Source organism: Epilithonimonas tenax DSM 16811 (assembly GCF_000428485.1).
GTDB lineage: Bacteria > Bacteroidota > Bacteroidia > Flavobacteriales > Weeksellaceae > Epilithonimonas > Epilithonimonas tenax.
Window position 1 is genome coordinate 42195 of sequence record NZ_AUAA01000025.1, and the last position, 24136, is coordinate 66330.

General features: G+C 38.6%; 22 protein-coding genes. 15 read left to right on the plus strand and 7 right to left on the minus strand.

The annotated features are described in order from the left end of the window. The first annotated feature begins 278 nt into the window (after positions 1-278). From rlmN to F564_RS0112175, 4 genes are all read left to right on the plus strand, one after another. Positions 279-1313, plus strand: a complete 1035-nt coding sequence (rlmN, locus tag F564_RS0112160) for a 23S rRNA (adenine(2503)-C(2))-methyltransferase RlmN (RefSeq protein WP_028122895.1) — start codon at positions 279-281, stop codon at positions 1311-1313. Beyond that, the gene (locus F564_RS0112165; protein ID WP_028122896.1) at positions 1313-1774 is read left to right on the plus strand and encodes a hypothetical protein; all 462 of its coding nucleotides are present in this window, start codon (positions 1313-1315) and stop codon (positions 1772-1774) included. The genes rlmN and F564_RS0112165 overlap by 1 nt, the downstream gene beginning before the upstream one ends. A 65-nt stretch (positions 1775-1839) precedes the next feature. Further along, positions 1840-2718, plus strand: a complete 879-nt coding sequence (locus tag F564_RS0112170; RefSeq protein ID WP_028122897.1) for a hypothetical protein — start codon at positions 1840-1842, stop codon at positions 2716-2718. 273 nt (positions 2719-2991) lie between these two features. Continuing rightward, positions 2992-3969 carry a polyprenyl synthetase family protein gene (locus tag F564_RS0112175; RefSeq protein ID WP_028122898.1) on the plus strand — a complete coding sequence of 326 codons (978 nt, stop codon included), beginning with the start codon at positions 2992-2994 and terminating at the stop codon, positions 3967-3969. Here the strand turns inward: F564_RS0112175 and F564_RS0112180 are convergent. Together F564_RS0112180 and F564_RS0112185 are read right to left on the minus strand one after the other, a co-directional pair. Beyond that, on the minus strand, positions 3966-4175 hold the full coding sequence (locus tag F564_RS0112180; protein WP_028122899.1) for a helix-turn-helix domain-containing protein: 210 nt from the start codon (positions 4173-4175) through the stop codon (positions 3966-3968). The genes F564_RS0112175 and F564_RS0112180 overlap by 4 nt on opposite strands. 3 nt (positions 4176-4178) lie before the next feature. Beyond that, positions 4179-4715, minus strand: a complete 537-nt coding sequence (locus tag F564_RS0112185; protein WP_028122900.1) for a DUF2975 domain-containing protein — start codon at positions 4713-4715, stop codon at positions 4179-4181. Between the two features lie 134 nt (positions 4716-4849). Between F564_RS0112185 and F564_RS0112190 the strand changes: the two genes are divergently transcribed. From F564_RS0112190 to F564_RS0112205, 4 genes are all read left to right on the plus strand, one after another. Beyond that, a complete protein-coding gene (locus F564_RS0112190; protein ID WP_028122901.1) occupies positions 4850-6130 on the plus strand; it encodes a replication-associated recombination protein A in 1281 nt (426 codons plus the stop codon). Positions 6131-6206: 76 nt separating this feature from the next. Beyond that, positions 6207-6890, plus strand: coding sequence for a DedA family protein (locus tag F564_RS0112195; RefSeq protein ID WP_028122902.1), 684 nt, complete (start codon positions 6207-6209; stop codon positions 6888-6890). A gap of 282 nt (positions 6891-7172) precedes the next feature. Next, complete coding sequence (locus F564_RS0112200; RefSeq protein ID WP_028122903.1) at positions 7173-8150, plus strand: 2-hydroxyacid dehydrogenase; 978 nt, start codon at positions 7173-7175, stop codon at positions 8148-8150. 77 nt (positions 8151-8227) lie between these two features. Then, entirely contained in the window at positions 8228-8518 is a 291-nt protein-coding gene (locus tag F564_RS0112205; RefSeq protein ID WP_028122904.1) for a hypothetical protein, read from the plus strand. A gap of 39 nt (positions 8519-8557) precedes the next feature. Here the strand turns inward: F564_RS0112205 and F564_RS0112210 are convergent, their stop codons facing one another. Beyond that, a complete protein-coding gene (locus F564_RS0112210) occupies positions 8558-8953 on the minus strand; it encodes an acyl-CoA thioesterase (protein WP_028122905.1) in 396 nt (131 codons plus the stop codon). Between the two features lie 259 nt (positions 8954-9212). Between F564_RS0112210 and F564_RS0112215 the strand changes: the two genes are divergently transcribed. From F564_RS0112215 to F564_RS0112240, 4 genes are all read left to right on the plus strand, one after another. Beyond that, on the plus strand, positions 9213-11198 hold the full coding sequence (locus F564_RS0112215) for a urocanate hydratase (protein ID WP_028122906.1): 1986 nt from the start codon (positions 9213-9215) through the stop codon (positions 11196-11198). A gap of 242 nt (positions 11199-11440) precedes the next feature. Beyond that, entirely contained in the window at positions 11441-14368 is a 2928-nt protein-coding gene (locus tag F564_RS0112230) for a T9SS type B sorting domain-containing protein (protein WP_028122907.1), read from the plus strand. Positions 14369-14725: 357 nt separating this feature from the next. Continuing rightward, positions 14726-15403, plus strand: coding sequence for a peptidoglycan DD-metalloendopeptidase family protein (locus tag F564_RS0112235; RefSeq protein ID WP_028122908.1), 678 nt, complete (start codon positions 14726-14728; stop codon positions 15401-15403). Between the two features lie 64 nt (positions 15404-15467). Continuing rightward, positions 15468-16232 (plus strand): Rossmann-fold NAD(P)-binding domain-containing protein, encoded by a 765-nt coding sequence (locus F564_RS0112240; protein ID WP_028122909.1) that lies wholly within the window; start codon positions 15468-15470, stop codon positions 16230-16232. A 63-nt stretch (positions 16233-16295) separates the two neighbouring features. Here F564_RS0112240 and tpx read toward each other — a convergent pair whose 3' ends face one another. Continuing rightward, the gene (gene tpx / locus F564_RS0112245) at positions 16296-16868 is read right to left on the minus strand and encodes a thiol peroxidase (protein ID WP_084406814.1); all 573 of its coding nucleotides are present in this window, start codon (positions 16866-16868) and stop codon (positions 16296-16298) included. A 157-nt stretch (positions 16869-17025) separates the two neighbouring features. On the opposite strand from tpx, the gene F564_RS0112250 reads away from it, so the two are divergent. The 3 genes from F564_RS0112250 to F564_RS0112260 all read left to right on the plus strand — a co-directional run bounded on the left by F564_RS0112250 (position 17026) and on the right by F564_RS0112260 (position 21162). Then, positions 17026-17424 carry a DoxX family protein gene (locus F564_RS0112250; RefSeq protein ID WP_028122911.1) on the plus strand — a complete coding sequence of 133 codons (399 nt, stop codon included), beginning with the start codon at positions 17026-17028 and terminating at the stop codon, positions 17422-17424. 219 nt (positions 17425-17643) lie between these two features. After that, entirely contained in the window at positions 17644-19269 is a 1626-nt protein-coding gene (locus F564_RS0112255; protein ID WP_028122912.1) for an NADP-dependent glyceraldehyde-3-phosphate dehydrogenase, read from the plus strand. A gap of 438 nt (positions 19270-19707) precedes the next feature. Next, positions 19708-21162 carry an LptF/LptG family permease gene (locus tag F564_RS0112260; protein WP_034981510.1) on the plus strand — a complete coding sequence of 485 codons (1455 nt, stop codon included), beginning with the start codon at positions 19708-19710 and terminating at the stop codon, positions 21160-21162. A 55-nt stretch (positions 21163-21217) separates the two neighbouring features. Here F564_RS0112260 and F564_RS0112265 read toward each other — a convergent pair whose 3' ends face one another. The 3 genes from F564_RS0112265 to F564_RS0112275 all read right to left on the minus strand — a co-directional run bounded on the left by F564_RS0112265 (position 21218) and on the right by F564_RS0112275 (position 23979). Beyond that, positions 21218-22534: a PQQ-dependent sugar dehydrogenase gene (locus F564_RS0112265; RefSeq protein ID WP_028122914.1), complete on the minus strand. Its 1317-nt coding sequence runs from the start codon at positions 22532-22534 to the stop codon at positions 21218-21220. Between the two features lie 167 nt (positions 22535-22701). Further along, positions 22702-23019: a hypothetical protein gene (locus F564_RS0112270; RefSeq protein WP_028122915.1), complete on the minus strand. Its 318-nt coding sequence runs from the start codon at positions 23017-23019 to the stop codon at positions 22702-22704. A gap of 36 nt (positions 23020-23055) precedes the next feature. Next, positions 23056-23979: a hypothetical protein gene (locus tag F564_RS0112275; RefSeq protein WP_028122916.1), complete on the minus strand. Its 924-nt coding sequence runs from the start codon at positions 23977-23979 to the stop codon at positions 23056-23058. Positions 23980-24136 lie beyond the last annotated feature (157 nt).

The window sequence follows — 24136 nt, forward strand, 5'->3', positions numbered from 1 at the left end:
AGGGCTATCGTAAAGGGTTTGGAATTCCATGAGGGTAAAAATCAATGCAAATGTAAGAATTATGAATATATTAATAAAGACGATTCAAAATTCAAAATACTTTAATCTAATCGAACAATAAATCAGCCTAACAATGTAACAATTTAATAATGAATTAAATACTTAAAAGTAAATGTCTTAATATTGACAATATTTCGATTATCATATTTATCTATTGTTATATTGTAATATTTTTGAATTGGTACATTATCCCGTATCTTTGCAAAAATATCACAGCATTGAAGGACATTAGAACACTTACTTTGGACCAGATCAAAGACTATTTCGGAACGATTGGCGAAAAACCTTTCCGTGCGAAACAGGTTTACGATTGGCTTTGGAGCAAGAATATGCATTCCTTTGATGAGATGTCTAATCTTTCCAAAGAGCTGAGGGAAAATCTGTCACGCGATTTTTTCATCAACCCCATTTCAATTGATCTTTTACAAAAATCCACAGACGGAACGATTAAAAACGGCGTGAAACTTCACGACGGATTGATGGTTGAGTCGGTTTTAATCCCGACTGAATCCAGAAGTACCGCCTGCGTTTCTTCGCAAGTTGGCTGTTCTTTGAATTGCGAATTTTGCGCAACAGCCAAACTGAAGAGGATGAGAAACTTGGAAGTTGCAGAAATCGTGGATCAAGTAGCATTGATTGATCGTCAAAGTAAGGAATATTTTGACAGACCACTCACAAACATTGTGTTTATGGGAATGGGTGAACCGATGATGAATTACAAAAACGTCGTCGAAGCCATTCATAAGATCACACAACCGGAAGGCTTGGGAATGTCGCCAAGAAGAATCACCGTTTCTACATCCGGGATTCCGAAGATGATAAAAATGCTGGCAGATGAAGAGATCAAAGTAAAATTGGCTTTGTCTTTACATTCCGCAATCGAGCATAAAAGAAATGACATTATGCCATTTTCTGAAAAGTTTCCACTGACAGACATTATGGATGCGCTTCAATATTGGTATCAGAAAACAGGTTCACCTATCACATTTGAATATTGCGTATGGAAAGGCATCAATGATGGTGATGAAGACATCAAAGCCTTGATCAGATATTGCAGACAAGTCCCTAGCAAAGTCAACCTAATCCAATACAACCCCATTGGTGAAGGGAAATTTGACCACAGAAGTATTGCTGCTGAAGAAAAATACGTGCGTGAACTGGAAAAAGCAGGCATCACCATCATGGTCAGAAAAAGCCGCGGCGGCGATATTGACGCAGCTTGCGGACAATTGGCGAATAAATCTGCTGACTAATGATTTCCTTTTTAGAAGTTATTTATTTTATTATTCTTTCTGTTTCAATTATATTATTTGTAGCGTATATTTACACTTTAATCCGAAAACCATCTGGTTTCAAATACTTTTCGTTTGCTGCTGTTTTATTGATAATCAATATTTTTGTTGGTAATAAAATATCAGATTTGATAATTATTGAAATTGATTCAGAAATAAATAATTCGGATAAAATTCTGTTTATTGATAATGATAAAAATCAAATTTTAATAAGTAAAAATTCAAGTGAATTAAATATCTGCACTTCTACTCAAAAACACAGTGAAAAAGAAAATGGAAATTCTCTTTTAATCTTGCCAAAAAACATAAATATCATTTTAAAGGAAGATTCTAAAACCAAAAATAGATTCTGGGTAAAATATCGAAAATACTATTTTTCCACAATCACAGCAGTTGGTTATTTACAACTTAAGTTCAAATAATTCTTTAACAATATTTTAATCCATTAAGTTTTCTTCTCAAAAAATCTATTCTTATTTTTACAAATATGAAAAAGATTTTCTATTTCTTATTTCTTTTATTAAGTTTTCAAATCGATGCACAGAAAACGCAATCTTTAAATCTGAAAAATTATAAAATTGCAGTTTTAAGCGATTCCTTGAAAGAATCTTCTGGTTTGACGAGTATAAATGGAAGACTATTTTCCTTCAACGACAGCGGTAATACAAGCGAAATTTTTGAAATAAAAGCTGGAAGTTCATTCATAGAAAACGCTTATCCAACCGGACTTAAAAATATTGATTGGGAAGCAATGACTAATGATGGTGAAAACTTTTACATTGGAGAATTTGGAAATAATCTCGGAACTAGGAAAGACCTGAAAATCTATCAAGTTCCTTTCAAGAATGATTCTTTGATTGCTGATTCAATAAAAATAATTCCTTTTCATTATCCGGAACAAATTGATTTTGCACCGAAAAATATTGACAATAATTTTGATGCGGAGGCGATGATTTTTTTGGATGGAAACATTCATCTTTTCACGAAAGAATGGGTTACGAACACTGTGTCTCATTATATGATTGATCAAAATCTGACAGAAGATCAACCAGCTCAGAAGCTGGAAAGTTTTGACACAGGATTTGTGGTGACGGACGCTTCGGTTTTTGGTGATAAATTGTACGTGGTTGGTTATACCAAAAATGCGTCGGTATATTTGATGATTTTTGAAAGAGATGAAACTGGAAATCTATTCTTCAGCAAGCCCGCAAAAAAATATGCTTTGGGAAGAGCATTCAACATTGGACAAATCGAAGGAATTACGGCAACGGAAAAAGGAATTTATATTTCGGGAGAGCGATTCAGTATAAAAATCAAAAAAGTACCTCAAAGTCTCTATTTTATCCCATTTAAAGATTTAGAATAATTATATTTGTAGAATAATAGATCAGATCTTAGAAGTGGGATATTAGAAATAAGACTCATAAATTCTGCATCCTATTTTTATCAATCATTTTTGGGTCAATCGATAGACAAATCCTCAACATAGCCCCGATTGCAGTGGAAATCCTTTTTTTGTTGTTGACTGAGCGTAGTCGAAGTCAGCGACAAAAAAAGATTGCAACGGAAAGCGGGTTGGACAAGTGACAAGAAAAACAATCGTCTTGCCCCAAAAAAACATAATCTTTAAAGGCAAACAGTGGCAAATACAGTAGAATTAATCAAGGCTCCGATCTCTGATGAAATGAAACTTTTCGAGCAAAAGTTTTACGAATCTATGAAAAGTAATGTTGCTCTATTGGACAAGGTCACGCGTTTCATCGTTACCACAAAAGGGAAACAGATGCGTCCGATGTTTGTGTTTCTCTGCGCCAAACTGGTGGGAAATGTAAACGAAAAAACCTTTCGTGGTGCAAGTATGATTGAACTGATCCACACGGCAACTTTGGTGCATGATGATGTGGTGGATGAGAGTTTCAAACGCCGTAATTTCTTCTCTATCAATGCACTTTGGAAAAATAAAATTGCAGTGTTGGTTGGCGATTATCTGCTTTCCAAATCGGTTTTGCTTTCTACGGACAATAAGGATTTTGACCTTCTTGCGGTGATTTCCAGAACGATACGTGAGATGTCGGAAGGTGAATTGCTACAACTGGAGAAAGCCCGAAAACTGGATATTACAGAGGATGTTTATTACGAAATCATCCGCCAGAAAACAGCCACTTTGATTGCAGCTTGCTGTGAAGTGGGAGTTCTTTCCAACAACGTGGACGAAGCGACTGCAAAAAAAATGCAGGAATTCGGGACTTACACCGGCATGGCTTTTCAGATCAAAGATGATCTTTTTGATTATCAGACCAGTAACATCATCGGGAAACCTGTTGGTATTGACATCAAAGAACAGAAAATGACTTTGCCATTGATCTATACTTTGAAGAACGCAAGTCCTGAGAATTACAAAAAATATTTCGCAACAATAAAGCGTTATAACAACGATTCCAAAAAAGTGCGCGCACTGGTGGAGTTTGTAAAATCTTCTGGCGGAATGGATTATGCCATTCAAACAATGAAGGATTATCAGCAGAAGGCACTCGCGATTCTATCAGAATTCCCTGACAACGAAGCGAAGGAATCTTTGAAACTGATGTTGGATTACGTGATCAGCAGAAAGCTTTAATCTTCTTTTCTATATTCCAAGATATCCGCCGGCTGACAATCTAAAGCTTTACAGATCGCTTCCAAAGTACTGAATCTTACGGCTTTTGCCTTTCCTGTTTTCAAAATTGAAAGGTTTGAAAGCGTCAAATCCACTTTTCCTGAAAGTTCATTGAGTGACATTTTGCGTTTGGCCATCATCACGTCCAGGTTTACAATTATAGGCATTACTTAAATGGTTAAATCGTTTTCGTTTTGCAACTCGATGCCTCTTTTGAAGATTTGAGCGATGACGTAGATGATTCCGGCGAGGAAGATGAAACTTCCAGCAGAATCTATATGATTTTTAATTGTTGAAACCTCATAACCGTTTTTGATTAGACGTTCTATATATTGATCGATGATTACCCAAACAATCCAAATTTCAAAAGAAACATAGCTGATTTTCAAAATCAAATTCGAAATGACTTTATTGAATGGATTTTCTAAATTTATCTTTTTCAAAATCTCAATCGTCAGATAAAAAAGATAAGCTTTGGATGCGGAAAAGAAAACAAGAATAGAAATTAGGTAGAGAAAATTCGTTTTGGTCTGAAAATGTAAATCTGAAAAATTATAACCCAGAATGGCAATTTTTGATCCACCAGTTCCCTCGAACATTAAACCGGCAATGCCTGCAAATAAGAAGGTTCCCGTTTGGATACACAATCCTATAAACGCAATCCAGGCAAGGACATTCAGAATAGAAAGAACTGTTTTTGTTTTCATTTGTAATCATTTTGACATCGCAAATATCAACAAATATTTATTGATAAACAATAAATATTTATCTTTTTTATTAAATGCTATTTTATTAAGATGTATAATTTTCGGAAAGTCTTTAAATTCCGTAATTTTGATATATGAACAATTCACCTCTTGCCGAAATCCTGCGTCCGAAAACTCTGGATGATGTTTTGGGCCAAGAACATCTCACTGGAAAATCCGGAACCATCAAAAGAATGATGGCGAATGACACCATTAATTCCCTGATTTTTTGGGGACCGCCAGGAACAGGAAAAACGACTTTGGCAGAAATCATCTCCGAAAGTTCAGGAAGAAAATTCTACAAATTATCTGCCGTTTCCGCAGGTGTAAAAGACGTACGAGATATTATCGACGAAGCCAAAAAACAAAATCTCTTTTCCGGAAAAAACCCGATTCTTTTCATTGATGAGATTCATAGATTCAATAAGTCTCAGCAGGACTCTTTGCTTCACGCCGTTGAAAAAGGTTGGATCACGCTTATCGGTGCTACCACGGAAAATCCAAGTTTCGAAGTCGTTTCTGCGCTACTTTCCAGAACTCAGGTTTACATCCTGAAGGCTTTGACTTTTGAGAAATTGGAAGAGCTTGCTGACATTGCTGTTTCCAAATACAATGACCTTAACCAAACCAAATTCTTTCTGGAAGAAAAAGAAGCCTTCATCCAATATTCCGGAGGTGATGCGAGAAAGCTGATTAATTCTATCGAATTGGTTTTAAATCAATTCAAATCCGCCAAAAAAAATCAGATCTCCAACAAAGATGTCCTCTCGGTTCTGCAGGAAAATATGGCGTTGTACGACAAAAACGGAGAACAACATTACGATATCATTTCTGCCTTTATCAAGTCGATGCGTGGCTCCGACCCAAATGGTGCTATTTACTGGCTTGCCAGAATGCTGGTGGGTGGCGAAGATATCAAATTCATTGCCCGAAGAATGATGATCCTTGCAGCTGAAGATATTGGATTAGCAAATCCAAATGCTTTGGTCATCGCAAATAACTGTTTCCAGGCCATCAACGTCATCGGAAATCCGGAAGCCCGAATTATCCTCAGCGAAACCGCCGTTTATCTGGCTGTTTCTCCTAAAAGCAATTCCACGTACAACGCCATCAACGAAGCAATGGCTTTTGTAAAGAAGACAGGAAACTTGCCAGTCCCACTCCACCTCAGAAATGCGCCAACCAAACTGATGAAAAATCTGGATTACGGAAAAGATTATCAATACGCACATTCCTACGAAGGCAATTTTGTAAACCTGGAGTTTTTACCGGACGACATTACGGGCACGACTTTTTACAATCCCGCCAACAACTCTACAGAGAAGAAAATCCGCGAACAGCTCAAGGATAAATGGAAAGACAAATATGATCTTTGAGTTAAATATTCCTAATTTTCATTTTAAGCTTATTAATTCAATTTCCTTTTAATATCTTTGCGCAAGACAGAAAACTATGGAACATTTCGAAAGCTGGAAAGACTTACTTAACCCCGAATTTTACATCAAAATGGGTGGTTTTTGGCTTATTTTATTTATCATTTTTGCAGAGACAGGACTTTTTGTAGGCTTCTTTTTGCCGGGCGACAGTTTGCTCTTTATTTCAGGGATCTACGCCGTTAAGATCATTGATACGACATTTGGAACGACAGGTTCAGATTTTCTGGACACAACGATTCTTGCGACGGCAGTTGCCTTTGCCGCCATCATCGGAAACGAGATTGGCTATTGGTTTGGTTACAAAAGCGGCCCTTTGTTGTACGAGAGAAAAGACACGTTCCTGTTCAAGAAAAAATACCTTTTCAAAGCACACGATTTCTTTGAAGACCACGGAACAGTAGCCGTAATCCTGGCCAGATTCTTACCAATCGTAAGAACATTTGCACCCATCGTTGCTGGAATTGTGAAGATGGACAAGAAAAAATTCTTCTACTACAACGTCGTCGGAGCATTTGCGTGGTCGTTCACCATGATTTTTGCCGGGCATTATCTGGACAAATTATTTATGGACCAATTCGGCATCGATTTGAAGAAAAAACTGGAAATCATTGTTTTGGTCATCGTTTTGGTCACAACTTTGCCTATCATTATCAAGTTCTTTTTCACTAAGGATAAAGAAAGACCAACGAAAATTGATTGATCAAACATTGAAATATCAGCACAACATAAAAAACCGGAAGCAATTTTCCGGTTTTTCCTTTTTAAAATTTGACTACATCCAACTATTGCATTAGGTTTGGGCAGCTTTATCCGCCTTCCACTCCCAAACCTAACGAAGTGGTTCGACGAAGTCAATCTTTTTTGCAGAACGATTTCAGTTCAATAGAAACTGATTACAAGCAAAAAAGGATTTCCGTTCAAGTCGGGCTGCAGATTCACTGTTAAAATCACATTTCAGTAATTATATTAAAATCTAAATAAAATGAAAGTATTCATCAACAAAAGAATTCCTGAAAACGGCATTGAGATTTTGAAGGACGGAAATTTAGATATTATGTTACCGGAAACAGAACATCCAACCCACGAGGAATGGCTGCAAAGCTGTAAGAAAGCAGACATCATCCTAAGTGTCGGCGGAAAAAACAAATATGACAAATCATTCTTCGACGCTTGCCCGAATGTAAAAGCCATCGCTCTATTCTCCGTTGGATTCGACCAAGTTGATATCGCTGAAGCGACAAAAAGAAAAGTCGCAGTCGGAAATACGCCAGACGTTTTGAGCAGAGCTACTTCTGACGTCGCATTTCTATTAATGCAGATGGTCTCCAGAAAAGCAAGCTACAACATCGCCAAAGTAAAATCGGGAAACTGGAAAGATTTTGACGCTATGGAAGAACTCGGTCAGGAACTGTACGGAAAAACTTTGGGTATTTTAGGACTTGGAAGAATCGGTTTTGAAATGGCTAAAAAATGCAAATCCGCTTTCGGGACGAACATCATCTACCACAACAGAAACCACAACGAACCAGCTGAAAAAGCACTCGGCGCAAAATATGTTTCTTTCGACGAATTAGTTGAAAACTCAGACATCATCAGCATCCACGCCAATTATACACCCGAACAAGCTGACCTTTTCAATAAGGATGTTTTCGAAAAAATGAAGGAAAACCTGATTTTCATCAACACGGCAAGAGGTGGTTTTCACAATGAGAAAGATTTGTTCGAAGCTTTGATTTCGGGTAAAATCTGGGGTGCAGGTTTGGACGTCACCAATCCAGAACCGATGCAGAAAGACAGTCCATTATTAGCCCTTCCAAACGTTTGTGTTTTACCACACATCGGTTCCGCAACTTTGGAAGCCAGAAGCGGGATGGCAAGATTGGCAGCAGAAAACGTAGTCGCTTTCAGTAAAGGCGAAAAAATGCCGACTTGCGTGAATCCTGTAGTGTACGAAGATTAAAGTCATTAAAATAAATCTTTCAAAAACCAAGCTTGGACTCATATTTGTCTATCTTCAGTCAACCAAAAATAAATAGTATGACACCAGAAGATCACATTGAAAAAAATTTAGAAGATTTGGATTACAATCCAGGTGAAGATATTTTCAACAGAGAAGAACATATTCCTATCGACGGCGACGGAAATCCAATCAGAAATCCAAGCCACGTGAATGATGAGATGCCTTTCGGATTAGATGTTCCAGGTGCGGAAGACGATGATAATTTTGATCAAATTACCAATCAGTTGCCGGACGAGGAAAACAATTATTACAGCACCAGCGACAATGAAGATGACCACGAAGAAGAAAACGATGACATCATCGAATAAAGAAACAAAAAAGCTTACCCATTCGGTAAGCTTTTTTGCTTAGTTTAAATCTTTAAATATTCTGGAAGGCTTTTTATTTTCATCAATCGCCACCAAAGTCAAATCGCCTGAGACCGCCTTTTCGCGCGTATCATTGTACATCTCTTCCACAAAAATCTCCACATTCACTTTTACACTGGTATTTCCGACATATTTGATACGCCCCACGAGTTCTACAATCGTATCAGCCGGAATTGGTTTTTTGAAGTCGATCCGGTCACAACTTACGGTTACAAAAGACTTTCTGGCAAACCTAGTGGCCGCCATAAACGCCACTTCATCCATCATTTCCATCACTTTCCCACCAAACATCGTGTTGTGGTGATTGGTCGTATTCGGGAAAACCACTTTAAAAACACGCGTTTCTGATTGTTGGATTTTATCTTCGTAATTCATTTCTTGGATAGCTTTAAATTATGTACTGGAATCGTTTTTTGAAGCTGCAAATATAAGTGATATCAATTGTTCTATGAAATTTACTAAATTAGATTTCCTATAAACCGTCCTTCTAAAATTCACCTAGTGAATTTCAAAATTCTCCCCTCCAATGGAGCAGAATTTTATCAAAATTCATTATCATATATTTTTCTAATTTGAATATCTTTAAAACCACAAAAAACTCAACAACAACCAACCAACAACAATCAATTATATAATGACTTTCAAAGAACAAATACAGCAAGGTATCCCCACCAAATTACCTCAGCCAAAAACATACGACACGCAAATCAACCACGCTCCGAAACGTAAAGAAATCTTAACAGATGAAGAGAAAAAGCTCGCATTAAAGAACGCCTTACGGTATTTCGACCCAAAATTCCACGCAGAATTGTTGCCTGAATTTAGAGAAGAGCTGGAAAAATACGGTAGAATTTATATGTACCGCTTCCGTCCCGATTATGAGATGAAAGCAAGAGATATTGCTGAATATCCCGGAAAATCTGAACAGGCAAAAGCAATTATGCTAATGATTCAGAACAATCTGGATTATGCTGTGGCTCAACATCCTCACGAATTGATTACTTACGGTGGAAACGGAGCAGTTTTCAGCAACTGGGCACAGTATCTTCTGACGATGAAATACCTTTCTGAAATGACGGAAGAACAGACGTTGACGATGTATTCCGGTCATCCGATGGGATTATTTCCTTCGCACAAAGATGCGCCGAGAGTAGTTGTGACCAACGGAATGATGATTCCAAATTATTCCAAGCCGGATGATTGGGAAAAATTCAATGCGCTGGGTGTTTCGCAGTACGGACAAATGACCGCCGGATCTTATATGTACATTGGTCCGCAGGGAATTGTGCACGGAACGACGATTACCGTTTTGAATGCTTTCAGAAAAATAAATAAAGAACCAAAAGGAGGATTATTCGTCACTTCAGGTTTGGGCGGAATGTCTGGAGCTCAGCCAAAAGCCGGAAATATTGCAGGTTGTATTACTGTAATTGCAGAAGTAAATCCTAAGATTACCAAAATCCGTCACGAACAGAAATGGGTGAATGAAATCCACGAAAACTTGGATGAATTGGTGGCAAGAGTAAGAAAAGCTCAGGGAAATCAGGAAACAGTTTCTTTGGCTTATCTTGGAAACATCGTAGACATCTGGGAAAAATTTGATGAAGAAAATCTAAGAATCGATATCGGTTCAGACCAAAGTTCGCTCCACAATCCTTGGGCGGGCGGTTATTATCCGGTTGGAATTTCGTTTGAAGATTCCAATACAATGATGGCAGAAAACCCGGAACTGTTCAAAGAAAAAGTTCAGGAAACTTTGAGAAGACACGCTGCAGCTATCAATAAACATACAGCAAAAGGAACTTATTTCTTCGATTACGGAAATGCCTTTTTACTCGAAGCTTCCAGAGCCGGAGCCGATGTAATGTCTGAAAATCCTACGTTGGGAAGAGAGTTCAAATACCCATCTTACGTTCAGGATATTATGGGACCGATGTGTTTTGATTATGGTTTCGGGCCATTCCGTTGGGTTTGTGCAAGCGGAAAACCGGAAGATTTGCAGAAAACAGATGATATTGCGTGTGCCGTTTTAGAGGAAATGATTAAAACGTCTCCCGAAGAAATTCAACAGCAGATGAAAGACAATATCACGTGGATTAAAGGCGCTCAGGAAAACAATTTGGTCGTTGGTTCGCAGGCGAGAATTCTATACGCGGATGCCGAAGGTAGAATGAAAATCGCTGAAGCCTTCAACAAAGCCATTGCCAACGGAGAAATCGGAGCGGTGGTTTTGGGAAGAGACCACCACGATGTTTCGGGAACAGATTCGCCGTACAGAGAGACTTCCAATATTTATGACGGCTCAAGATTTACCGCAGATATGGCGATTCACAATGTGATTGGCGACAGTTTCCGTGGGGCGACTTGGGTGAGTATTCACAACGGTGGTGGCGTTGGCTGGGGCGAAGTGATCAATGGTGGATTCGGGATGTTGCTCGATGGTAGCGATGATGCTGACAGAAGATTAAAATCTATGCTTTTCTGGGACGTGAACAACGGAATTTCCCGACGAAGCTGGGCAAGAAATGAAGGCGCTGTTTTTGCGATTAAACGAGCAATGGAAGCAGAACCGAATTTGAAGGTGACGTTGCCGAATTTTGTGGATGAGAATCTTTTTTAAGTCATCGCCAGGAAGAACGATGAAGGTCATTCTGATGAGGACGAAGCAAATGATGGCGAAGATGCTATTGAACGTTACGATTTTGCTAAAAAAAATGGCAAAACTGCACTCATTTCAATCGTGAATACGCCCGAAGAATATATTCCTTATATTGCAGGTACGTTTCCTAAAGCGCTGGATTTTCTAAAAATTAATCGCAGAAAGTTAAATGTAGAAATTCAAGATCACCATATTTGTTTCATATGATCGATAAAAAATATTTTATAATATTATTAACCATTGTTATTAATTTTTGTACAGCGCAGACATTCAGCGGCGTAGGAGGAAATATTCCGAAAAATGATTATACCATCTTTGATATCTCGGTTAACGGCATTGGAAATTTGAACTCCAGCTACGGCTTAGAAAAAATTTGTGTTACTATAAATTTTCCACATGATGAGAATTTGAAATTAGCCTTACGTTCGCCTTTCGGTTCAATTATTACTCTTAGTGAAAATAATGGTGGACAAGGTTCGGATTATTTGGGAACATGTTTTGATGGTGTATCAACAAACAGTGTTGTGCTAGGAGACGCTCCATTTACAGGGGATTTTTTACCAGAAACGTCATTGGGAATTTTAAATAATAATCGATCTGGAGATGGAAAATGGTCTTTAATAATTTACAATAATTCAACCTCATTATCTGGAAATTTGATCACTTGGACTTTAACATTTGGCAACAAACCTGTTATCACTCCTCCCGAACCGCCATATCCAAATTGTAGTACCAACATCCCGACGACATGCACAAACGAGGCTTTTTGTGAATACGGAAAATCTTTTTGTGGCGTTTATAATAATGCATATGGAACACCTTTTTTAAATCCTCAGAAAGGTTATTTAAAATTCAAAGCATCAGGAAAAAGTGCCGCTTTTGGCGTTTGGATAAAAAATGGAGGACCAGAGCAGACCATAGGTGGATATGCACCCATTGAACTTTATGTTAGTATTTATAAGTCGGATTGTATCACTTCGGGATCTCAACCATTGATAAGATTTGTTTTACCCTATGATTTAAATCGGATACCGGATCCCAATTATTATGAATTGAAGCTAAATAATATTTTGGAAGAATGCGAATTGTATACCATCAAACTTGAAGGAATTGGTAACAAATGCTATTTTGATTATGCCATTGAACAGACAGCAGGAATTAATCTAAAAGAAATTGGAGTAGATCCTCCATCTGCAAAAATATGTGCAGGAGATTCTGTTGATTTAAATGTAATACAAGGTTGCGGTCCATTTGTATGGAGTCCTTCCGCGGGATTGAATACTACAGCTGGGAGTCACGTCGTAGCCTCTCCCACTACAACAACGCTATATAAAGTGTCCTCTACCGGTGCATGTTCTAAAACTAAAGATGTTTTGGTAGAAGTAGTTCCGAAACCCATTGCCAATGCGGGTCCAGATCAAACGAAATGTTCAAATATATTTCAAATGAATGCCAATGTACCCACATCCGGAGAAAGTGGATTTTGGGAAATTATCAATGGTAATGTTTCGCCCAATGCTTCATCGGATCCCAAACAAATTTTTGTTATAAATTCTCAAACAGCCACATTGCGCTGGACGGTGAGTAACGGTATTTGTACTGTTTTTGATGATATACAATTAATCAATACATCACCACCAACTACAAATCTCAACTTCAGTTATGAGTCTCCGGTTTGTATTAAAAAATATAATTCTTTATCACCGCAATTGCCCGTAACTTTTCCTGCAGGCGGTATTTTTTCATCAACCAATGGCTTAGTAATAAATCCGACAACGGGCGTGATTAATTTGGCTCAGTCATCGCCAGGAAATTACATAATAAACTATAACAAGTATGTAAATCCAACTTGCGGAACTGTTGATTATGGTACTTATGTTGAAATTAAGCCCTACACAAATCCTGTCATCAATTTTAGTTTTCCAAGTACAATTTGTGATGATGTTACATCTGTTTTGCCAATTTTACCTTCTGGCTTTCAAATGGGTGGAACATTTTCTTCATCGAGCACCAATTTATCTATTGATACAACAACCGGCATGATAAATGTTGCAAACAGTCAAAATGGTGTTTATACAATGACTTACAATTATCCTGGATCTTTAACAAGCTGTGTTGCTCCAAATACCTACACACAACAAGTTTCTATAACATCAAAGCCACAATACACTCAAAATTTGGATGTTTTCAGTTGTAATATAACGGGAACAGGAGTTGGCAGTTTCGATTTGGTATCTACAAAGGCATCACTAACTACAGAAACTAACGCAACGGTAAGTTTTTTTGAAACTTTGCAAGATGCAGAACAGAATCAGAACCCAATTAGTAACACAAATTCTTATCCCAATGCCGTTCCGGATCATGATATAATTTTTGCCAGAATTTCTGTTCCAAACAAATGTACAGTGTATGCAACATTGGACTTGTATGTTAGAAAAAATCCATATTCAGCTACTTTGGGTGCAGGTCCTTATTATATTTGCAAAGGAACAACATTAGAATTGGATGCAGGCGAAGGATTTTCCGGTTATGAATGGACACCTACAAATGAAAAATCCCAGAAAATAAAGGTGAGCTCACCTGGTGAATATTGCGTTAAAATTACCTCAACTGACGGTTGTTCTTTTGTGCAATGTGTTTTGGTTAAAGAAGGAGTTTTGCCGGAATTTACTATTGAAATAATTCCCAACTATTTGATCGTGCACGTCACTTCAGGAAATGCACCATATGAATATTCTTTAGATGGCATCAACTGGCAGAACGAAAATCAGTTCCCGTATTCAAAGGGCAGTACATACACCATTTTTGTAAGGGAAAAGAGCAAAGCAAATTGTGTTGCGTCGAATACCATTCACATCCCCTTAATTCCGAATGTGATAACTCCAAATGGAGATGGAATAAATGATTTTTGGGATTTGAGTACATTAAATTTTTATTCAGGAGCCATCAAAGTGAAACTATTTAATCAAAACGGCACTTTAGTAAAAGAATTAACCATCAATGATGGGAAAAATCCTGCGAATAATGAGATCAACCCGTACCAAAAATTATCTTCTGGAACCTACTGGTATCTTATTGAAATCCCGAATTTTGCTCTACTTAAAGGATGGTTACTGGTTAAAAATAGATGAAATTAATACCATTTTTTAATTGCCTCCATTACCGATCGGCCGATAGAGCGGCTTCCAATATGTATAAATCCTTGCATTAGCTTTTATAATACTCACAGGTTGCAAATCCGCGAGATCTGCAACTGCATTTTATTCTCCGCAAAATGTTTTAAGCCAAATGCATAATTATTTATATTTTATTTGAGTAATTAGCACATTTTATATGAAAAAAAACACATTAAACGATGAAAATTTCATTAGTGAGACTGAGCACTAAAAATCTTTCGACTTTAGCTCAGAGAATGATATCAATTTTGCTATTTCAAAAAATATTTATTCTTAAATTGGCAAAGTATTTTTTTTAATTTAAAATCAATGATGGCCATATTTGAAAATGTCTTGAAAGAACAAACCGACGTACAAGTGATTGATGCTACAATCGATTACAAAAATTATGTACCCTTCGATCTTTCTGCAAAACATACGGATGAACTGGATCTGGATCTTACAGACGCAGAAAAATTCGAGGAATTTGTAGAAAATCATCTTTCGGTAAATAAGGCAAAAGTCGCTTTTGGAGGTTATCTGGAACACCGAAATCTGTATAAAAGAAGTGAAACTTTTAATGATGAAAATACCGAGGAGCGCAATATTCATATCGGTTTGGATCTTTGGATCAAAGCCGGAACGCCGGTTTTAAGCGCACTAGACGGAAAAATTCACAGTTTTCAACACAATCTGGGTTTGGGAGATTATGGTCCTACCATTATTTTGGAACATAAAATCGACGGTTGCACTTTTTATACATTGTACGGACATCTAAGCCTTGAAAGTTTAGAGGGAAAAACGGAAGGTCAAGTCGTGAAAAAAGGCGAGAAAATTGCAGAACTAGGAAAACCGCCCATCAATGGAGATTATGCACCGCATCTGCATTTTCAGATCATTAAAAATATCGAAAATAAAAAAGGCGATTATCCCGGGGTTTGCAGTTTTAAAGAAATTGATTTCTATAAAGAAAACTGTCCGGATCCGAATTTGTTGTTGAAAATCCGATAAAATATTTTCAGATTGTTCAATACTCAGACGACAATTAAAAAGCGCTGAAAATTAAAATCAAAAAATGAAAAAACTAGGCATCATCGGCTTCGGCTGGTTGGGAAATCATATCGCAGAAAGACTGTCAGGTCAATACGAAATTTTCGCCACCACCACTACGCCATCAAAAGCAGAAAACCTCAACGCCAAAGGCTATCACACCACGCTGGTAAGTTTCCCCAACGAATTAGATTTAGAAATGAAACCTTGGAAATCTGCAGCAGACTTAGACGCCATCATCATCAGCGTACCTTTTTCGGGCATTCGAGGTGCTCAAATTCCTATGAATGACAAAAGGCAAAATCTTCTGAACTTTTTAGGAGATTTTAAAGGTCAGTTATTTTTAGCAAGTTCCACAGGCGTTTATCCAGATACCAAAAAAGAATTTACCGAAGACGATCTTGATTCGCAAGATGTGGAAAGTGAAAGTTTCATTTTAGAAAAATTCCCGAAAACGAATATCTTGAGATTGGCAGGATTAATGGGCGATCAGCGGCTTCTGAAGAATTACAACATAACCAATCTCGATCAGTTGGTGAATCATATTCATTACGCAGATATTTGTTCAGTGGTAGAAAAAATGCTGAATAGCCATTCTGAATTTAAATTATACAACGTTGTTGCACCCATTCATCCCAGCAAAGAAGAGGTGATAAATGCACAGAAAGGTTTAGCCTACAGTGGCGAAAGAACGGCTGTGGGAAGAACTGTATCTCCGGAGAAATTGATCCAAGATTTAGATTTTAAATTTCAATTTCCTGACCCGCGGTACTTTCATCTTGATTCTTAACAGAGAGAAAACTCCTTTTGCGAAGTTTTAATCGAGTCTTTATCTGTTAACCCACCATTTCGTTTATAATTTGACTGCCTTCATAGCCGCTTCATAGTTGGGCTCGTGGGAAATGTCGTTCACTTGCTCTTCATACACAATCTTTCCTGCTGGATCTATCACCACAACAGCTCTGCTCAAAAGCCCTTTCATAGGAGAATCGGTCAATTCTACGCCATATGTTTTCCCAAAATCAGAACGGAAATCAGACAGCATCACGACATTTTTAATGCCTTCTGCCCCACAAAACCGCTGCTGCGCAAAAGGAAGATCTTTGGAAATACACAGCACCACCGTATTGGGAAGGCTTGCAGCATTTTCGTTGAAATGACGCACCGACGCAGAACAGACACCCGTATCTACGCTTGGAAAGATATTCAAAATCAGAAACTTCCCTTTGTAAAAGTCCAGATTTTGGTCTTTCATATCCACACCTGCCAAAGTGAACTTGGGCGCCTGCTGATTCACTGCCGGCAATTGGGAATAGGTCTGTACGGGATTTCCGCCCATCAGAACGGTATTGCCTTTTTTAGAATTTTGAGCAAAAACAAATGCTGAGACAAATAACAACGCACCGAAAACTATTTTGGAAACCATATTTTTAATTTTAAACAAATTTATCTCTTTTTATTAAAGATTCAAATCAACAGCATTTCAAATTTAATGTCAGAATTAAAATAACGCTAAATTATTTAACAGTCCATTAGTATTTTTTGGAATCATTCTTGAACCTACTCTCAGAAAATCCCTTATTATGGAAGCAAGTACAATCAAAACCATCGCAAAATACGGCCTAGGCGCTATGCTGATCACAGCAGGAATCGGACATCTTACCTTCGCCAGAAAAGAATTTCAGGCTCAGGTTCCGGAGTGGGTGCCACTGGAAAAAGATGATACGGTGGTCTATTCCGGGATCGTAGAGATTGCCATGGGAGCAGCCATCATCGCCGCCCCTAGGAAGTACGAATCTCTCGTAGGACAACTCGCAGCCGGATTATTCACTGCCGTTTTCCCGGGAAATATTGCGCAGTACAAAAATCGGAAAAGCAGCTTTGGACTCAATACAGACAGCAAAAGATTCGCCAGGTTATTTATGCAGCCTGCATTGATCGCCTGGGCGTTGAAGTCTACAAATAAAAAACAAGAGGCATGACCGTTCGCAGATGACGCACATTCAGCAGATTCTTTTAATGAAAATCTGCCGCACCTGCAAATGGGCCAGAAAGCAAAACAATAACCACTCAACTTTACGGTTGAGTTTTTTGATTCTCGCATAGAATAAATCTATGTTAACAGCTTCCCGGAATCAATCTTTATCTCTACATTTATTGGCATCAAATTCATAACCTAATCAATAACACTTCATAAAACGATGAGCACAGAACATCCAAATTTTAAAAACATATTCAAACGCGAAAACGAAATTCCCGAAGAATACAAAGTTCCCGTCATCCACCAGAGAGAATATCTGCTGAACGGCGAATTGGTACAATGGAGCGGCGATGTCACCGAAGTCTATTCGCCCATCTGCATCCCAACAGAAAACGGACTGGAAAGAAAACTTCTGGGAAGCATCCCGAACATCGGCCCACAAGACGCGATGGTTGTTTTGGAAGCCTCTGTAAAAGCTTACGACAACGGACTTGGCGAATGGCCGACGATGTCTGTGGAAGGCAGAATCAAGTGTATGCAGAAGTTCGTCTATCTGATGATTCAGCAACGTGAGCTGGTCATCAAGTTACTGATGTGGGAAATCGGAAAAACACTCCCCGATTCTACGAAAGAATTCGACAGAACCGTAGATTACATCAACCAAACGATTGATGCGCTAAAAGATCTGGATAGAGAATCATCCAGATTCCAACAGGCAGAAGGCACCATTGCCCAGATTAGAAGAGCACCGCTTGGCGTGGTCCTGAGTATGGGACCGTTTAATTATCCATTGAATGAAATCTTCACGACCTTGATTCCCGCTTTGATTATGGGAAATACCATTTTGTTCAAATTGCCGAAACACGGCGTTCTTGCACATTACCCTTTGCTGAAAGCTTTCCAGGAGGCCTTTCCAAAAGGAACTGTGAACACGCTGTACGGCAAAGGTTCCGAGATCATCACGCCAATTATGGAAAGCGGAAAAGTGAATGTACTCGCTTTTATCGGATCAAGTAAAGTCGCCAATGGCTTGAAAAAACGGCATCCCAAAGTCAACAGACTGAGAGCCATCTTAAGTCTGGATGCAAAAAACGCAGCCATCGTTACAAAACATGCCAACCTAGATATTGCCGTGAGCGAAATTATTCTCGGTGCGCTTTCCTTCAATGGTCAAAGATGTACGGCTCTGAAATTAATCTTCGTTCAGAAAGATGTGGCAGAGGAATTTAACCAGAAATTAGCCGCCGCCGTTTCTGCCCTGAAAGCTGGCTTGCCTTGGGAAAAAGAGGTAAAAATCACGCCGCTTCCTGAAGTGCACAAACCACCTTATCTTGAAGAATGCATCCAAGATGCCGTATCAAAAGGAGCCAAAGTCCTGAACGAAAACGGTGGTTACAGCGAGGCTTCTTTTGTCTTCCCAGCTGTTGTTTATCCTGTGAATGACCAGATGAAACTGTACCACGAAGAGCAATTCGGGCCAGTGATTCCCGTGGTTGCTTTTGATGACATCAAGGAGCCAATCGACTATCAGGTGAATGCAGATCACGGGATGCAGGTGAGCATCTTCAGCGAAGATCCGCAGGAAACCTCTACGCTCATTGACGCGTTTGTAAATTTGGTAAGCCGTGTCAATATCAATTGTCAGGCGCAAAGAGGTCCGGACGTTTTCCCATTCACCGGAAGAAAAGACAGTGCGGAAGGAACGCTTTCTGTTTTTGATGCGTTGCGATCTTTCTCCATCAGGTCTTTGGTGGCTGCAAAAATCACAGAATCCAACAAAGCATTACTGAACGCTATCGTAAGAGACCACGATTCTAACTTCCTGAGTACGGATTATATATTTTAGAGAGACGGATAGATAATAGACGGATAGATAATAGACGAATAGATAATAGATTTTTTTCCTTTTTATAAATTAAATCCGCAACTGATTGTTGCGGATTTTTTCGCGTTGAATAATTCTTCGTTTAAGGACTAAAGATTTTCGTTCTTTAATTATCGGTAGTTAAATTTTGACTCTTCACAAAATAACAAAAGGCAGATTTGATTAACTAATCTTGGATGATGGCGAAGCGCGCCCCGGCCTGAGTGGAGCTCTTTTTTGTCATTGCGATTTTTGAACATTTCTACAGATTAACAAAAGTGGATCGCAATGACAAAAAAAGCGGGAACGGAGGACGGATGAAGGCGCCCAAATAACTTACTTTATAAATATGTCCTAAAATCCGCCAACCCATTTCAGTATTGCTTTTTTTGCAGTATTTTTGAGGATTAAATTTCTGAATTGAAAAAATTAGATCAATATATTATCAAAACCTTTTTCGGGCCATTTCTTTTTATTTTCAGTGTGCTGTTTTTCATCTTCATTGTGAACATTATTTGGACCCAAATGTCACAACTGACAGGAAAAGGACTGACCTACGGTGAGATCCTGAAACTGCTTTTCTACCTTGGCATGAACGTTGTGAGTATGGTTTTGCCGCTTACGATCCTGCTGTCCTCCATAATGACTTTTGGGGATTTTGGGGAACGGTATGAGCTAGCGGCGATGAAGGCGGCGGGGATTTCTCTCCTTCGGGTGATGATGCCACTACTCGTTACGGTAGGTTTTCTGGCTGGGATTCTGTTTTTCTTTTCTAATAACGTCATCCCCAATTTTCAACGCAAGGCCAAGAATATGCTTTTCAATATTGTGTCGTCCAAGCCTGCAATCAATTTTACACCAGGTGTTTTTATAGATCAGATCAGTGGATACTCGGTGAAGTTTGACAAGATCTATGGTGAAGGCGGTGAAAAACTGGAAGGTGTCTTCCTCCACAAAAACGCCAGTCCTTACGATAACCAACAAACCATTATTGCCAAGAAAGGAAAATTTGCTCCTGCAGAAGACCGCAATTACCTCAAACTGATTCTCTACAACGGTTATGTTTACGAAGACAACATCTCCGGGAAACCGTACGAAGAAAGAAAAAAACAGCCCAATCAATCGGTAAAATTTGATAGTCTGGTGTATCACTTTGATATCAGTGAATTGATCAACAATGCCATAGAACAAGAAAAAATCACAGAGGATTATCGTTTTCAAACCTATACCGAAGTGAATAAAACGCTGGAGAAAAACCGAAAAACGAACATCTCGATGATCAATTCTTTGACATCGCCTGTCCTGACGCAGACCAATAGTTATGTTCAGTACATTGATAAACTTAAAACCAAAGATAAGATCATCAAAGAGCAATATAAAATTGACACGCTGAAAACGGACAAAAAACTGGAAGTACTATGGGGCGCTTACAGCAAGGTAGATGTGCTGAAAACATCCATCGCATCTAACGAGACCGCCATTGCAGACACGGTAAAAAATCACAATAAAATCGTGATGTACCAGCAGCGGATCGTTTCCTACTCTTTCACATGTATCATTTTCTTCTTGATAGGAGCCAGTCTTGGATCCATTATCCGAAAAGGAGGAATGGGACTTCCTGTGATCATCGCCATCGTGATCTTTATTATCTTTTACGTCCTGAACCTTACCGTAGAAAACATCTCATGGAAAGGAAAACTGAATCCTTATCTCGCTGCCTGGATCCCGAACTTTGTACTGTTCCCCTTCAGTGTATGGATCACCTACAAGGCGCTGACAGATTCTCAGCTGTTTGATATCGAGAAATACAAAGCACTCTTCAAACCACTGATAGAGAGATTCTCCAAACCAAAAGAACACGAACGATATCAATAGAAACAAAGAGAATCCGTCTAGGTTACAGAGACGGATTCTTCGTTTGACAGCATGTTTACTTTTTGCTGTGGGAAACACGCCAAACAATGCCGCTCACATCATCTGCAACAAGCAAAGATCCGTCAGCAATCTGAAGCACCCCTACAGGTCTGCCGTAAACATCACCTTTGGCCTCATCGGCAACGAATCCGGTAAGGAATGACAGATAAGAACCCGAAGCTTTTCCATTTTTAAAAGGCACAAATGCCACCTGATAACCTACCAAAGCAGAATGATTCCAGGAGCCGTGCTGCCCAATGAAAGCGCCATCTTGATATTTCTCCGGAAACTGAGATCCTGTATAAAACGTCAAACCAAGGGAAGCCGTGTGGCTTCCCAAAGGCACATCCGGCACAATGGTTTTGGCAACCAGATCAGGCTTTTCGCCTTTCCTTCTCGGGTCTTCATTCTTTCCGAAATAGGCATATGGCCAGCCATAAAATGCATCACGCTTCACACTGGTCAGGTAATCAGGAACCAGCTCATCGCCCAGTTCATCTCGCTCATTCACAACCGTCCAGAGTTGTCCGGTTGTTGGATTCCAGCTCATCCCGACAGGATTTCTAAGTCCCGATGCGTAAATTTTTTCGCCGCTGCCATCGGGGTTTACTTCCAAGATATTGGCTCTTCGCACTTCGTATGCCATGCCGTTCTCGCCAACGTTGCTGCCTGATCCTACCGAGATGTAGATCTTAGACTGGTCTTTGTTGGCAATCAGATTCCTCGTCCAGTGGTTGTTATAACCGCCAGCTGGCAGTTTCACAATCTTTTTACCGGGTTGTGTGATCTTGGTATCGCCTGCTTTGTATGGATAGACGTAGAGCCCATCGGTATTGGCAACGTAAAATTTGTCTTTGATAATCAGCATCCCGTAAGGCTGGTTCAGGTTGGCAAGGAATACGGAAGACGTTTCCGGAATGCCGTCTTTGTTGGCATCGCGATACAGAATAATCCGATTGGCAGATTGGCCGCCCACCTCAGCATCGCTTTTTCCACTGAGGTCATTTTTGATTTTGTCTGCGGTGGAACGTTCCGAGTTGGAAAGTGCCACGAAGATATCACCATTCTCTCCCTGAATCATATTTCTCGGGCTTTTGATATCCTGCGCAAAACGTGTCACCGTGAAACCTTCCGGCGCAGTGGGCGCCTTGTCTTTGCCCCAACCTATGACGTTGCTGAATTTGGTATTAGAATTTTTCTCGTCGGGTGGCGGCAGTTTCAGGGTGTCGGTTTGGGTGACTGCTTCCTCGCTCTGTGCGGAAGCAACGGTCTTTTTGGTTTCTTTACAACTGAAAAACAGCACGGCGACGGCTGGTAAAAGATAATTTTTCATATTATTTTGAGATTTGGTATTTAAGAATTCTAAAGCCTCAAAAATTACAAAAACCATTCCCTAAAAAAAATCGTTTTTAAGATGTTGTGATGCACCGTTTGGGTTTTCACAATGTAAACCTTTTGATCATTAACTCAAAAAAAAACATCGCAATTGCGATGTTTTTTTTACTCTACCGGCACGAGCGGGACGCTCGCGCCAGCGGGGGGGGGACTTTGCGCAGCGGGGACGTAAGTGATAAGATTTTCTCCTTTTTTGTCAACTCTCATTACTATTAAAGAATTACTGAAATCATTTTTTTCGTAAATAAGCTTTTTTGTACCATCCCCTATATCTTTTTCTTCTCGATACACAAATCCTTTCTTTTTTATAAATTGAAGATTAACATCATTTTTATTATCAGCAAGAAATTTTAGTTCATTAAGGTTTAATTGTGAAAATCCTAAACTTGGTAGAATTAGGAATAAAAAAAGTATTTTTTTCATAGTAAAAGTTTAAATTACATTATCATAAAATTAGAACTACCAAATATGCCATTGCTTATCCCTATTGTCTTTGTAAATAAATAAAGGTAGGGAGAGTATTTCTTCTCCTGTTTTAGGATCTTTGCACCAGATAATGCGACCGCCATCTTTTATGCGTTCTAATGCTGCTACTCTTCCGTTTCCATATAAAACCATTTTGTAGTTTTCTATTGGCTGTAATGTGGAGTTGTACTTATCATTTTCAAAATCTTTTTTGTTTTCCGCTAATATATTTTCTAATTCTGTTTTAGTTTTATAATTTGGAACTACAGAAGAAAGTATTTTCTGTTTTGCCTCTTGATTGTATTTATCATAATCGTTACTAATATATTGATGATATTCCTTGTATTTTTCTACCACTTCTTTCAAAAGCACATCTTTATTTGTTTTTGTTAAATCAATCGCATAATTAATAGTGTTCATCTCATACGGCACATCTGCTTTGAATGTGGTATCAAACTTTACAAAAGGTAACGGATTTTTATCATCAATGGGAGGCATTTCCCATTCTAAAATGGTATTTACTCCTCCAAAATCAGCTTTATTTGACATGTCCGAATAGCGCAATAGCCGAATAGTCAAATCTGAGTTACGTGTGAGTCTTTCTCCGTTTTGAGGCGTAACAATTATAGATAACTTTTGCTCCCCACTTTTTAAGATTTTCGAATTTAACATTGGTCTTACCGAATATGCAGGATATGTATCATTATAAGAATAAACTAAAAAGTCGTCCAATAAAATTTTATAATGACAGTTTTGACTATTAACCTGTATAAAATAACCCGTTTTGGGCTGATTTTCAAAAATGACATAATCTTTTTCTCTATTATAGGTATTGTTCATAGTATTGATATTTTTTTCCTGGCAGGACACTGTTTGCGTTAGGATTAGTAGTAATAGTAAATTAATTATTTTTTTCATTATCTTTATTTAGGTAGTATTTGTTTCCGATTAACAAAGCATCTTTTATAACGGTATAAGGCCCGCTGCGCAAAGTCTCCTGACTTTGCGCTAAAATTATTCCTCCTTATCATAATTACCATACTTCCAAAACTCATTGGTTTTTGTCACATCTATG